12 protein-coding genes are annotated in these 12,199 nt (G+C 61.8%); 8 read left to right on the forward strand and 4 right to left on the reverse strand.

Annotated elements, in window-relative coordinates; translation table 11 throughout:
- Positions 1–71 precede the first annotated feature (71 nt).
- Complete coding sequence (locus AC3WLP_RS06730) at positions 72–1,154, reverse strand: 5-(carboxyamino)imidazole ribonucleotide synthase (protein ID WP_010955825.1); 1,083 nt, start codon at positions 1,152–1,154, stop codon at positions 72–74.
- A 10-nt stretch (positions 1,155–1,164) separates the two neighbouring features.
- Complete coding sequence (gene purE / locus AC3WLP_RS06735; RefSeq protein WP_003253304.1) at positions 1,165–1,656, reverse strand: 5-(carboxyamino)imidazole ribonucleotide mutase; 492 nt, start codon at positions 1,654–1,656, stop codon at positions 1,165–1,167.
- Positions 1,657–1,925: 269 nt separating this feature from the next.
- On the opposite strand from purE, the gene AC3WLP_RS06740 reads away from it, so the two are divergent.
- Positions 1,926–2,552 (forward strand): zinc-dependent metalloprotease family protein, encoded by a 627-nt coding sequence (locus AC3WLP_RS06740; RefSeq protein WP_088512623.1) that lies wholly within the window; start codon positions 1,926–1,928, stop codon positions 2,550–2,552.
- Here the strand turns inward: AC3WLP_RS06740 and AC3WLP_RS06745 are convergent.
- Positions 2,544–3,461 (reverse strand): LysR substrate-binding domain-containing protein, encoded by a 918-nt coding sequence (locus tag AC3WLP_RS06745; RefSeq protein ID WP_003253299.1) that lies wholly within the window; start codon positions 3,459–3,461, stop codon positions 2,544–2,546. The genes AC3WLP_RS06740 and AC3WLP_RS06745 overlap by 9 nt on opposite strands.
- A gap of 182 nt (positions 3,462–3,643) precedes the next feature.
- Between AC3WLP_RS06745 and aspA the strand changes: the two genes are divergently transcribed.
- From aspA to AC3WLP_RS06765, 4 genes are all read left to right on the forward strand, one after another.
- The gene (gene aspA / locus AC3WLP_RS06750) at positions 3,644–5,068 is read left to right on the forward strand and encodes an aspartate ammonia-lyase (protein WP_003253297.1); all 1,425 of its coding nucleotides are present in this window, start codon (positions 3,644–3,646) and stop codon (positions 5,066–5,068) included.
- A 230-nt stretch (positions 5,069–5,298) separates the two neighbouring features.
- Positions 5,299–6,291: an AraC family transcriptional regulator gene (locus AC3WLP_RS06755; protein WP_003253295.1), complete on the forward strand. Its 993-nt coding sequence runs from the start codon at positions 5,299–5,301 to the stop codon at positions 6,289–6,291.
- Between the two features lie 296 nt (positions 6,292–6,587).
- Positions 6,588–7,631 (forward strand): histone deacetylase family protein, encoded by a 1,044-nt coding sequence (locus AC3WLP_RS06760; protein WP_012054125.1) that lies wholly within the window; start codon positions 6,588–6,590, stop codon positions 7,629–7,631.
- On the forward strand, positions 7,631–8,734 hold the full coding sequence (locus AC3WLP_RS06765) for a polyamine ABC transporter substrate-binding protein (protein ID WP_010955830.1): 1,104 nt from the start codon (positions 7,631–7,633) through the stop codon (positions 8,732–8,734). The genes AC3WLP_RS06760 and AC3WLP_RS06765 overlap by 1 nt, the downstream gene beginning before the upstream one ends.
- A gap of 31 nt (positions 8,735–8,765) precedes the next feature.
- On the opposite strand, the gene pdxR is transcribed toward AC3WLP_RS06765, so the two are convergent.
- Entirely contained in the window at positions 8,766–10,295 is a 1,530-nt protein-coding gene (gene pdxR, locus AC3WLP_RS06770; RefSeq protein ID WP_012054126.1) for a MocR-like pyridoxine biosynthesis transcription factor PdxR, read from the reverse strand.
- A gap of 89 nt (positions 10,296–10,384) precedes the next feature.
- Between pdxR and AC3WLP_RS06775 the strand changes: the two genes are divergently transcribed.
- The 3 genes from AC3WLP_RS06775 to AC3WLP_RS06785 are packed head-to-tail and all read left to right on the forward strand — an operon-like array spanning position 10,385 to position 12,151.
- Positions 10,385–11,014, forward strand: a complete 630-nt coding sequence (locus AC3WLP_RS06775; RefSeq protein WP_003253288.1) for an FMN-binding negative transcriptional regulator — start codon at positions 10,385–10,387, stop codon at positions 11,012–11,014.
- An 11-nt stretch (positions 11,015–11,025) separates the two neighbouring features.
- Positions 11,026–11,472: a GNAT family N-acetyltransferase gene (locus AC3WLP_RS06780; RefSeq protein ID WP_012054127.1), complete on the forward strand. Its 447-nt coding sequence runs from the start codon at positions 11,026–11,028 to the stop codon at positions 11,470–11,472.
- 7 nt (positions 11,473–11,479) lie between these two features.
- Positions 11,480–12,151, forward strand: a complete 672-nt coding sequence (locus AC3WLP_RS06785; protein ID WP_004575198.1) for a GNAT family N-acetyltransferase — start codon at positions 11,480–11,482, stop codon at positions 12,149–12,151.
- Positions 12,152–12,199: the final 48 nt, after the last annotated feature.

A 12,199-nucleotide genomic window follows, 5' to 3' on the forward strand; every position in this document is an offset into this window, starting at 1 on the left:
CCTAGACGGGCTTCGGCTTGTTGCCATATTCAGAGGGCATGCCGCTTGCGGAAGTTCGATTCGAAGCCCGATCAGTTACTGATCAGCGCCTCTACTTCGGCAATCTTGCGCTCGAGGGTGGCCATGTCAGGGCAGCGCAGGGTGGCGTGTCCTACCTTGCGGCCAACCTTGAAGGCCTTGCCGTAGTGGTGCAGGTGACAGTCGCCGATGGCAACAACCTTGTCCACGGCCGGCACTTCACCGATGAAGTTGAGCATCGCGCTCTCGCCCACCTTGGCGGTCGAGCCAAGTGGCAGGCCGGCAACGGCACGCAGATGGTTCTCGAACTGGCTGCACTCGGCGCCTTCGATGGTCCAGTGCCCGGAGTTGTGCACGCGCGGGGCGATTTCGTTGGCCTTCAAGCCACCGTCAACCTCGAAGAACTCGAAGGCCATCACGCCAACGTAATCCAGCTTCTGCAACACACGGCCGACGTAATCTTCGGCCAGAGCCTGCAGCGGGTGTGCCTGGCTGGCTACCGACAAGCGCAGGATGCCGCTCTCGTGGGTATTGTGCACCAGCGGGTAGAAGCGGGTTTCACCATCGCGGCCACGCACGGCGACCAGCGACACCTCGCCGGTGAACGGCACGAAGCCCTCCAGCAGGCATGGCACGCTGCCCAGCTCGGCGAAGGTACCCACCACGTCTTCTGGCGTGCGCAGCACCTTCTGGCCCTTGCCGTCGTAACCCAGCGTACGGGTTTTCAGCACGGCCGGCAGGCCGATGCTGGCCACCGCGGCGTCCAGATCTGCCTGCGAGAGGATGTCGGCGAAGGCCGGGGTGGGGATGCCCAGGTCGCGGAACATGCTCTTTTCGAACAGGCGGTCACGGGCGATGCGCAGCGATTCGGCGCTGGGGTACACGGGCACGAACTGCGAGAGGAAGGCCACAGTCTCGGCCGGGACGCTTTCGAACTCGAAGGTGACCAGGTCGACTTCGTCGGCCAGCTGACGCAGGTGGTCCTGATCGCCGTAGTCGGCACGCAGGTGCTCGCCCAGGGGCGCAGCGCAGGCGTCCGGTGCCGGGTCGAGGAAGGCGAAGTTCATGCCCAGCGGGGTACCCGCCAGGGCCAGCATGCGGCCCAGCTGGCCGCCACCGATTACACCGATCTTCATGGGTTGAGCCTCAAGCCTGGCGCGGGTCTGGGTTGTCCAGCACGGTGTCGGTCTGTTCCGTGCGGAACTGCTTCAACGCCGCGTGGTACTGCGGGTACTTGGCGCCCAGAATGCTGGCCGACAACAGGGCAGCGTTGACCGCACCGGCACGGCCGATGGCCAGGGTGGCAACCGGCACACCGGCTGGCATCTGCACGATCGACAGCAGCGAATCGACGCCCGACAGCATCGACGACTGCACCGGCACGCCCAGCACCGGCAGGTGGGTCTTGGCGGCGCACATGCCTGGCAGGTGGGCTGCGCCACCGGCACCGGCGATGATCACCTCGATGCCACGGCCCTCAGCCTCCTCGGCATACTGGAACAGCAGATCCGGGGTGCGGTGGGCGGAAACCACCTTCACTTCGTAGGGAATGCCGAGTTTTTCCAGCATATCGGCGGTGTGGCTAAGGGTGGACCAATCGGACTTGGAGCCCATGATCACGCCAACCAGTGCACTCATCGTCGAGCCTCTCCTGCAAGCGCCTTCTGGCGCGCTAAAAGCAACAAGCCACGCAGGTGGGCCGGCGTGGCTTGTCATACGGATTCTGAATCGACCAGGTCGGCCGAAGGCGCGGGATTGTAACGTATTTAAAGGCTGGCCGCCCACCCCTACAAGCACATGCCGGATCAAAGGGCAAGCTGTCTCGTGGGACAACTTTTTCCTGCTGCCTCGGGGTCGACGAGTGCTGCACGCTCGCAGCCCTTACTCGCGCACTTTGGTACGTCTACATGAAAACTCCATGCTTTTTCGCACTTTCGTTTGGCCTGGTACTCGGCTTGCAATTGCCAAGTGCTTCGGCGGCCCACTCGCTCACCGTCACCGTCTATGTGCACGACGACCTGGCCGATATGCACGACGGGAAATTGAACGAAGACTTCTTCCAGCATTGGCTGAACGAAATGCGCAGTTTCAGCCAACATCCCATCGAAGTGATATTTCAACGCAATGTAAAACACATAACCGATATTGCTTATGCAGGAATGCCGTCCGAAAAGCTCCTGGAAGCTTTCAGCCAGCAGGTGTATGCACAACAGCGACACCGGCTCTACTCTCTCATGGACAAACATCTCCTGCTCACTCGCAACAGCTACGATCATAGCGGCCTGAACTACAACGCCGGCTTGGCCTATTTCAAGCAGAAAACGGCCATTGCCTCTGTGGCCGCATACGGTGCTGCAGCTCATGAAATTGGCCATCTGCTAGGCGCCACGCATGAAGACGCCGAACTGAAGTTCAATGGCTGGGTGTGCGAAACGTACACGCACCCCCGTGTACCGGCACGATCCAACTGCTACCGCTACAGCGACAGGAATCGTGCAAATATCACTGATTACCTGAAATACAACTCAAATTGACGCTTCACCTTGTGCGCCAGACGACTCCAGCTTGCGCCATAGCAAGCGGACGTTAGCCTTACGAACCAAAGCACAGCGGTACAGGCGGATTTCCAGCGGCACATGCCATTGGCTACCGCCGCAGATCGCCAGCTCACCGCGTTCGAGCTCGCCACGCATCGACAGGCGCGGCACCCAAGCGATGCCCATCCCCTCCAGGGCCATGCTCTTGAGGCTGTCGGCCATGGCGGTTTCGTAGACGGTGGTATAACGCAGGTTGCGCTGGCGCAACAGCAAGTTGACCGAGCGGCCGAGGAATGCGCCGGCGGTGTAGGCTAGCAACGGCACACTGCCCTCGCCCTCCAGGTCGAACAACGGCTTGCCATCGGCATCCACGGCGCACACCGGCAGCATTTCAGTGGTGCCCATGTGCAGCGACGGGAAGATCTCGGCATCCATCTGCAAGGCCGCGTCCGGGTCGTAGAACGCCAGCATCAGGTCGCAGCCGCCTTCGCGCAGTGCATGTACGGCATCTCCGACGTTAGTCGCAACCAGGCGGGTGGCGATGTTCAAACCGTCGTTGCGCAGCTGGGCCACCCAACGGGGGAAGAAACCCGACGCCAAGGAGTGCGCCGCAGCTACCTGCACCACTTCGCCCTGCCCGCCTTCCAAGTGATGCAAATGGCGGAGAATTTCGCTCAACTGGTCGACAACAGTACGTGCTGTGACGAGAAATAGCTGACCCGCCTCGGTCAACTCGATGGGTGTGCGAGAGCGGTTCACCAGTTGCAGGCCCAACGCCGCCTCAAGGCTGCGAATGCGCCGGCTGAAGGCCGGTTGGGTCACGAAACGCCGCTCTGCGGCCTGGGAAAAACTGCGGGTAGCGGCCAGAGCACTGAAGTCTTCCAGCCATTTGCTTTCAAGGTTCACGAAGCACATCTCCCGGCGCGCACCAAAATGGAACACGCTCGAATATCAATTGGCGTCACATGAAACACTATGCCGTTTGTGCATAGGTTAGCGTGCAATAGCATTGGCCGCAAAAACACCTTCAGGCCTAGGATTGGCGCCATTCCGGCATGTGCCGGGTCAAAATCGAGATGATATACATCATGTCCTCTGCTGCATCGTTCCGCGTCGAAAAAGACTTGTTGGGTACCCTTGAAGTTCCTGCAGATGCCTACTACGGCATCCAGACCCTGCGCGCTGCCAACAACTTCCACCTCTCCGGTGTTCCGCTGTCGCACTACCCGAAGCTGGTCGTGGCCCTGGCCATGGTCAAGCAGGCCGCTGCCGACGCCAACCGTGAGCTGGGTCACCTGAGCGATGCCAAGCATGCTGCCATTTCCGCAGCCTGCGCCCGCCTGATCAAAGGCGATTTCCACGACCAGTTCGTGGTTGACATGATCCAGGGCGGCGCTGGTACTTCTACCAACATGAACGCCAACGAAGTCATTGCGAACGTTGCGCTGGAGGCCATGGGCCACCAGAAGGGTGAGTACAAGTACCTGCACCCTAACAACGACGTGAACATGGCGCAGTCGACCAACGACGCCTACCCGACCGCAATCCGCCTGGGCCTGTTGCTGGGTCACGACGCGCTGCTGGCCAGCCTTGATAGCCTGATCCAGGCCTTCGCTGCCAAGGGTAAAGAATTCGACCACGTACTGAAGATGGGCCGTACCCAACTGCAGGACGCCGTACCGATGACCCTGGGCCAGGAATTCCGCGCCTTCGCCACCACCATGACTGAAGACCTGCAGCGCCTGCGCTCGCTGGCTCCGGAACTGCTGACCGAAATCAACCTGGGCGGTACCGCCATCGGTACTGGCATCAACGCCGACCCTGGCTACCAGGCCTTGGCCGTACAGCGCCTGGCCACCATCAGCGGCCATCCGCTGGTACCCGCTGCCGACCTGATCGAAGCCACCTCCGACATGGGCGCCTTTGTGCTGTTCTCCGGCATGCTCAAGCGCACCGCGGTCAAGCTGTCGAAGATCTGCAACGACCTGCGCCTGCTGTCCAGCGGCCCGCGTACCGGCATCAATGAGATCAACCTGCCAGCGCGTCAGCCAGGCAGCTCGATCATGCCAGGCAAGGTCAACCCGGTTATTCCAGAAGCTGTGAACCAGGTGGCCTTCGCCATCATGGGCAACGACCTGGCCCTGACCGTCGCCGCCGAAGGTGGTCAGCTGCAGCTGAACGTGATGGAGCCGCTGATCGCCTACAAGATCTTCGACTCGATCCGCCTGCTGCAACGCGCCATGGACATGCTGCGCGAGCACTGCATCGTCGGCATCACCGCCAACGAACAGCGCTGCCGTGAACTGGTCGAGCACTCGATCGGCCTGGTTACCGCACTGAACCCGTACATCGGCTACGAGAACGCCACCCGTATCGCCCGCGTTGCCCTGGAAAGCGGCCGCGGCGTACTGGAACTGGTGCGCGAAGAGAAGCTGCTGGACGACGCGATGCTCGACGACATCCTGCGTCCGGAAAACATGATCGCTCCACGTCTGGTTCCGCTGAAGGCGTAATCAGGCCGCTGTAAACAGTCTCACCAGGTCGAGGGACTAGACACCTCTCAACCTTTCCAAGGCCCGAGCGCTTGCTTCGGGCCTTTTTTTTGCCTGAAGGTTTTGGAGGCCGCTATGCAGGCCTTCGCAACACCCGGCCGCGCCGGCAGGGTATGTGGTTTGCCTGCAGCCCCGGATATCGGCACACAACTTGCTCCATAATGCGTCCCAGCCCAACGGGATTACCCAGCATGCTGCACAGCCACCTGACCACCCTCAACGCAGTTTCGCTGATCCTCAACGTCTTCCAGGCAGACGGTTGCGAGGCGTCGGCGTTGCTGGCCGGCAGCGGCATTGGCCCGGCAGACCTGGGGCATGCCGATGCGCGCATCACCACCCAGCAGGAGCTGCAGGTTTGCGCCAATGCTGTGGCCCGGCGCGAGGACATTGGCCTGGAACTGGGCCAGCGCATGCGTGTGTCGTGCTACGGCATGCTCGGTTACGCGCTGCTCTCCAGTGCCACTTTGGGTGACGCCTTACGCCTGGCACTGCAGTATCCGGCACTGCTGGGAACAGTCTTCAAGCTGCGCTTGCTCGACGACGGCCAACGTGTCTGGTTCAGCGCCAGCGATTACCAGGACAGCCCGGCGCTGAGCGCTTTCAACGCCGAGTTCTGTCTGGTGTCACTGAAAGTCATCTGTGACGACCTGCTTGGCCGGCCATTGCCGCTGCTTGGCGCACGCTTCGAACACCCTCGCCCTGGTTACCACGCGCTCTATGCCGAAGCGTTTCAATGCCCGATCGGTTTCGCCGCCGAGGACAATGCCTTTGCCTTCGAACGGCGATGGCTGGATATGCCGCTGCCGCTGGCCGACCCGATTACTCACAAAGCCATGAGCGAGCGCTGCCGGCGCCTGAACCTTGAATTCACCGGTCGCCAGGCATGGCTGGGGCGGATTCGCCAGCTGTTGGCGCAGCAACTGGACGCAGCACCTGGGCTGGAAGGGCTTGCGCGGCAGATGAACTGCTCGTCGCGCACCCTGCGCCGGCATTTGCAGGCGCTGGGCAGCAGTTATCAACAGCTGCTGGATGAGCTGAGGTTCGAGCGGGCCAAGCAGTTGCTGGCCGATGAGCAGATGCCGATCTACCGGATTGCGGAGACTTTGGGGTTCAGTGAGACGGCCAGTTTTCGGCATGCCTTCCAGCGCTGGAGTGGCGTGGCGCCCAGCCATTTTCGTGGTTGACCTGTTCTGGCCTCTTCGCGGGTAAACCCGCTCCTACAGGGGCGTCACAACCCCTGACGCCCTGGTGGCCATTGTAGGAGCGGGTTCACCCGCGAAAGGGCCGGGCCTGCCGGCCAATGTCCAAAGGCCGTTCACCGTTGCCGCCGCTGCCTTACCCGCGACGAGGCTGGGATAGGTCACCACCCATATGGCCAAAGACCTTGGCCATATCGATCCCCTTTTGGCCGTTTGCGTCGTTCTCCCCTGCTGATCAGCCCATGACAATGGACCCACGCCAGTCCCACCGGAGAACAACAATGCTGACGATCTATTCCGATGACCACCGCCTGCACCACGGCCGCTGCGAGCTGATCGATGGCAAGCTGATGCCCTGTTTCGAAATGCCTTCGCGCGCCGACCATGTGCTCGACCAAGTGAAAACCCGCAACCTCGGCGACATCCAGGGCCCGACCGACTTCGGCCGTGCGCCGCTGTTGCGCGTCCACAGCGCCGATTACCTGGATTTCTTCGAAGGCGCCTGGGCGCGCTGGGCTGCACTGGGCCAAGAGGGTGACCTGCTGCCCTTCACCTGGCCAGCCCGCACACTGCGCCAGGTCAAGCCGACCGGCCTGCATGGCGAACTGGGTTACTACAGCTTCGATGCCGGCGCCCCCATCACCGCGGGTACCTGGCAGGCGGCCTATAGTGCTGCACAAGTTGCCCTGACCGGCCAGGCAGCGATTCAGCAAGGCGCCCATGCGGCGTTCGCCCTGTGCCGTCCGCCAGGGCACCACGCTGCCGGCGAAGTGATGGGCGGCTACTGCTATCTGAATAATGCCGCCATCGCTGCCCAGGCCTTCCTCGACCAAGGCCGACGCAAGGTCGCCATCCTTGACGTCGACTACCACCACGGCAACGGTACCCAGGACATCTTCTACAGCCGCGATGACGTGTTCTTCGCCTCGATCCACGGCGACCCGCAGGACGAATTCCCGTTCTTCCTCGGCTATGCCGATGAAACAGGCGAAGGCGCAGGCCAGGGCTACAACATCAACTACCCCTTGCCGGCCGGTAGCGACTGGGCCGCCTGGAGTGCAGCCCTGGAGGATGCCTGCAAGCGCATCGCCAGCTATGACGCCGACGTGCTGGTCATCTCACTGGGTGTGGACACCTTCAAGGACGACCCCATCTCGCAGTTCAAGCTGGACAGCCCGGACTACCTGGAAATGGGCAAGCGCATCGGCCAACTCGGCAAGCCGACCCTGTTCGTGATGGAAGGCGGCTACGCTGTGGAGGAAATCGGCATCAACGCGGTCAATGTGCTGGAAGGCTTCCAGCGCGCCCAGCCAGGAGCCCGATAATGGTCCGACTCAAACGTCTGCTCGCCCCGTTCATCGCTGCCACCCTGTTCGCGGGCGCCCTGCATGCGCAAGCCGAGCAGCGAACCCTGCGTGTATATAACTGGTTCGATTACATCACCCCGCAGACCTTGACTGCCTTCCAGAAGGACAGCGGCGTGAAGCTGGTGTACGACATCTTCGACACCAATGAGGCATTGGAAGCCAAGCTGCTAACCGGCAACTCCGGCTATGACGTGGTAGTACCGTCCAACGTGTTCCTCGCCAAGCAGATCGAAGCCGGGGTGTTCCAGCCGCTGGATCGCAGCAAGCTGCCGAACTGGCAACACCTGGACCCGGCACTGATGAAGCTGATCGAAGCTAACGACCCGGGCAACAAGTTTGCCGTGCCGTATATGTACGGCACCGTGCTGATCGGCTTCAACCCGGCCAAGGTCAAGGCTGCGCTCGGCGACAACGCACCGGTGGACAGCTGGGACCTGATCTTCAAGGAAGAGAACATCGCCAAGCTCAAGCAGTGCGGCGTGGCCCTGCTCGACTCGCCGTCGGAGATTCTACCGCTGGCCCTGCAGTACCTGGGCTTGCCGCCGAACAGCGACAAACCGGCTGACTACAAGAAGGCCGAGGAGCTGATGCTGAAGATTCGTCCGCATATCACCTACTTCCACTCCTCGAAGTACATGGCAGACATCGCCAATGGCGACATCTGTGTGGCAGTGGGCTACAGCGGCAGCTTCTCGCAGGCAGCCAACCGCGCCCGTGAGGCGAACAACGGCGTGGTGGTGGACATGCGCCTGCCCAAGGAAGGCGCGCCGATCTGGTTCGACATGCTGGCGATTCCAAAGGGTGCAGCGAACCCGGAGGATGCGCATACGTTCATCAATTACCTGCTGCGGCCAGAGGTGATTGCGCCGATCAGCGACTTCGTGGGGTATCCGAACCCGAACAAGGATGCGACCGACAAGGTGAATCCGACGATTCGCAACAACCCCAACCTGTATCCGACGGCAGAGGCGATGGCCAAGCTGTATACCCTCAAGCCTTTGACGCGAAATGCCGAACGGGCCAGAACCCGCGCCTGGACGCGGATAAAGTCCGGTACCTGATGTTGAACCGGGGGCTGCTTTGCAGCCCCCTTCATTTTCTCCAGACTTTGCGTAGTTTCATCAAGGCTTCAGCAATCTCGCCCTCCGGCACTGCCGCAAAGCCCAGTACCAGCCCTGCCCGCTTATCCACAGGCACCTCGCAGTCCGCCAACCAGAAATTGCTCAGTGGTGTCACTTCCACCCCCACCGCTTCAGCCGTGGCCACCAACTCCTGCTCCCGAGCAAAGTTATCCACATCGACCTTCACATGCAGCCCAGCCGCCACTTCCGGCATTGCGCCCAACCCCGGAATATCCACAGGCCAACCGGCCTTGAGCACATCGCGCCGCTTCAATGCCGCCTTGCGCATACGGCGGATATGCCGCTGAAAATGGCCACGGGCCATGAACTCGGCCATCACGCACTGACTGCTGACCTCCGAATGCCGCATTACCAACGCTTTGCCTTGGCTGAAAGCCTGCACCAGCTTCGACGGAAGCACCAGGTAGCCCAGACGCAACGCCGGGAAGGCGATCTTGCCGAAGGTGCCGACATACAGCACCCGCCCGTGCCGGTCGAGCGCTGCCAGCGGGGCCAGTGGTGCACCGCTGTAGCGATACTCGCCGTCGTAGTCGTCCTCGATGATCCAGCCGTCACTGCGTTCAGCCCAGGCCAGCAATGCCAGGCGACGTGCAAGGCTCATGGTCACCCCGGTCGGGTATTGGTGCGCAGGCGTGACATAGGTCAGTCGGCAATCCGTCAATTGTTCCAGCCGGCTGCAGTCCAGCCCGTCTTCATCCACAGGCACGCCACACACCCGGCCGCCCGCGAGCGTGAAGGCATGAGCGGCCGCCCGATAGCCTGGGTTTTCCACAGCCACACCGTCGCCCGGTTGCAACAGCAACTGTGCACAAAGGCTGATGGCCTGCTGCGCACCGCCTGTGATCACAATTTGTTCAGCCGTACAGCTCAGCCCCCGCGAGCGGCGTAGATAGGCCGCTATCAGATCGCGCAAAGCCGGCTCGCCAGCGGGGTCACCATAGCCCAGTTGCGCAGGGGACGGGTTGCGCCAGAAACCCGCCTGTAGCTTGGCCCAGACGTCAAACGGGAACAGGTCAAACGCCGGAATGCCAACGCGAAAAGCACGCGGCGCACCGCTTCTGGGCGGTGGCAAATGGTTGTTTTTCAGGCGCTGCAGAGGTGCGCCTAAAAGCCTCCCGCTGGATAAATCCTCAGTATTTTCTTCACGAAATGTGGATAACCCTGTTGATAAGCCCAGGGATAACCCTGTGGATACTTGTGTGGACAGTTTCGGCAGCCGGCTAACGTAGGTGCCATCACCGACCCGGCTTTCGATGAAGCCCTCGGCATACAGTTGATCGTAGGCGCGCACCACGCTGTTGCGTGAAAGCGCCAACATGGCAGCCAGGTCGCGCGTAGCCGGCAGGCGAGTACCACTGCTCAGGCGCCCATCCAGTACGCGCGCTCGCAACACCTGATACAGCTGCTGGCTAAGCCCGCGGCTGCGATCCAGGGCGATCCCGGCAGGGTCGAAAGGCAGGATGAGGGGCGACTCGCGCATGATATTGGACCTATGAAAACAGGCATTAATGGATCTTACACAGAACCAATAGCCTGCCTAGGATGGAGCCATTCGACAAGGATCCCGCCATGTACAACAGTAAGCCGCACCAGGAACACGACCTCACCCGCTTGCACCAGCACATGCTAGACACCCGCCTGGCCGTTCTGGTCAGCCAGGGCGAACAGGGCCTTCTGGCCACGCACCTGCCGGTGCTGGTCGATACCGCCGAGGGCGATTTCGGCACTGTGTATGCCCACCTGGCCCGGGCCAACCGCCAATGGCAAGACCTGCAGCACGGCGGCGAAGCACTGTTGGTATTCCCCGGCGCCGATGCCTATGTCAGCCCCGGTTTTTACCCAAGCAAGGCCGAAAACCCAAAGGTGGTGCCGACCTGGAACTACCTGGCGGTGCACGCTTATGGCCCGGCCGAAGTTATCCATGAGGCCGAGCCGCTACTGGCTATCGTAAGCCGCCTGACCGACCGCCACGAACAGGGTCGCAGCGAACCCTGGAAAGTCACCGATGCCCCTGCCGACTACATCGAGGGCATGCTCCGCGCCATCGTCGGTATCCGTCTGCCCATCGCACGCCTGCAAGGTGCGCGCAAACTCAGCCAGAACCGCTCCGGGCACGACATCGATGGCGTGCGCGAGGGCCTGAGCGCCAGCCCCGATCAACGGGACAATCAACTCGCGGCGCACATGCGCCAACTCTGAAGGAATAGCCCATGCCCAACCTTACCCTGCGCCCTGTCACTGCCCAAGATCACGCGGCCTGGCACGCCCTGTGGCAGGCCTACTTGCACTTCTACGAGACCGAGCTGGCCGATGCCGTCAGCCTGAGCACCTGGCAACGCCTGCTCGACCCCAGCGAGCCAACCCATTCGACACTGGCCTGGGTCGACGGCAAGGCGGTGGGGATGGTCAACTTCATCTACCATCGTTCCAACTGGAGCATCGAGAATTCCTGCTACCTGCAGGACCTGTATGTGGACAGCACGCAACGTGGCCTGGGCATTGGTCGACAGTTGATCGAGCACGTCTACACCACTGCCAAGGCCGACAACTGCATCAAGGTGCACTGGCTGACCCACGAAACCAACGCCACCGCCATCAGCCTGTACCAGCAGGTTGCCGAGCGCTCGGGCTTCATCCAATTCCGCAAAGGCTTGTAGGCCGCACATGACAGACGCATTGAACTGGAAACCCGCCGCAACCCCCAAGGCCGAGCCCATTGAAGGCCGCTTCATCCGCCTGGAGAAACTCGATCCAGGGCGCCATGGCGAAGACCTCTGGGAAGTGCTGCAGGGTCCGGCCTCCGACCCGGTGCTGTGGGACTACCTGCCCTACGGCCCGTTCGCCGAACGTGCCGCCTTTGACCGCTGGCTGGAAGGCAACGCTGCTGGCCGCGACCCGCTTTTCTACACCGTCATCGACCGCGCCAGCGGCCAGGCCCAAGGCATCCTCAGCCTGATGTCGATCGTGCCTGACCACGGCCGGATCGAGATCGGCCACATTGCCTTCGGTGCCGCCATGCAGCGTACGCCCAAAGGTACCGAGGCGGTGTACCTGCTGGGCAAGCTGGGCTTCGCGCTGGGTAATCGACGGCTGGAGTGGAAGTGCAATAACGCCAATGCCCGCTCCAAACGTGCGGCAGAGCGATTCGGCTTCGTCTACGAAGGGGTGTTCCGCAAGCACTTGGTGGTGAAAGACCATAACCGCGATACGGCGTGGTATTCGATTACCGATGATGAATGGCCGGCGGTGGCTGCCGGGTTTGAGCGGTGGTTGAGTGAAGAGAACCAGCAGCCGGGTGGCCAGGTGGAAAGCCTTGAGGTGTGCCGCCGAGGTTGAACGGTGTGCTGAATCAGCTGGCCTCTTCGCGGGTGAACCGCCCCTACA

The organism is Pseudomonas sp. FW305-E2, from assembly GCF_058782925.1.

What these genes read in the sequence shown, in the direction of transcription:
- AC3WLP_RS06730 (WP_010955825.1), bottom strand. Translation starts at nt 1,154, where the DNA reads ATGAAGATCGGTGTAATCGGTGGCGGCCAGCTGGGCCGCATGCTGGCC.
- purE (WP_003253304.1), bottom strand. Translation starts at nt 1,656, where the DNA reads ATGAGTGCACTGGTTGGCGTGATCATGGGCTCCAAGTCCGATTGGTCC.
- AC3WLP_RS06740 (WP_088512623.1), top strand. Translation starts at nt 1,926, where the DNA reads ATGAAAACTCCATGCTTTTTCGCACTTTCGTTTGGCCTGGTACTCGGC.
- aspA (WP_003253297.1), top strand. Translation starts at nt 3,644, where the DNA reads ATGTCCTCTGCTGCATCGTTCCGCGTCGAAAAAGACTTGTTGGGTACC.
- AC3WLP_RS06755 (WP_003253295.1), top strand. Translation starts at nt 5,299, where the DNA reads ATGCTGCACAGCCACCTGACCACCCTCAACGCAGTTTCGCTGATCCTC.
- AC3WLP_RS06760 (WP_012054125.1), top strand. Translation starts at nt 6,588, where the DNA reads ATGCTGACGATCTATTCCGATGACCACCGCCTGCACCACGGCCGCTGC.
- AC3WLP_RS06765 (WP_010955830.1), top strand. Translation starts at nt 7,631, where the DNA reads ATGGTCCGACTCAAACGTCTGCTCGCCCCGTTCATCGCTGCCACCCTG.
- pdxR (WP_012054126.1), bottom strand. Translation starts at nt 10,295, where the DNA reads ATGCGCGAGTCGCCCCTCATCCTGCCTTTCGACCCTGCCGGGATCGCC.
- AC3WLP_RS06775 (WP_003253288.1), top strand. Translation starts at nt 10,385, where the DNA reads ATGTACAACAGTAAGCCGCACCAGGAACACGACCTCACCCGCTTGCAC.
- AC3WLP_RS06780 (WP_012054127.1), top strand. Translation starts at nt 11,026, where the DNA reads ATGCCCAACCTTACCCTGCGCCCTGTCACTGCCCAAGATCACGCGGCC.
- AC3WLP_RS06785 (WP_004575198.1), top strand. Translation starts at nt 11,480, where the DNA reads ATGACAGACGCATTGAACTGGAAACCCGCCGCAACCCCCAAGGCCGAG.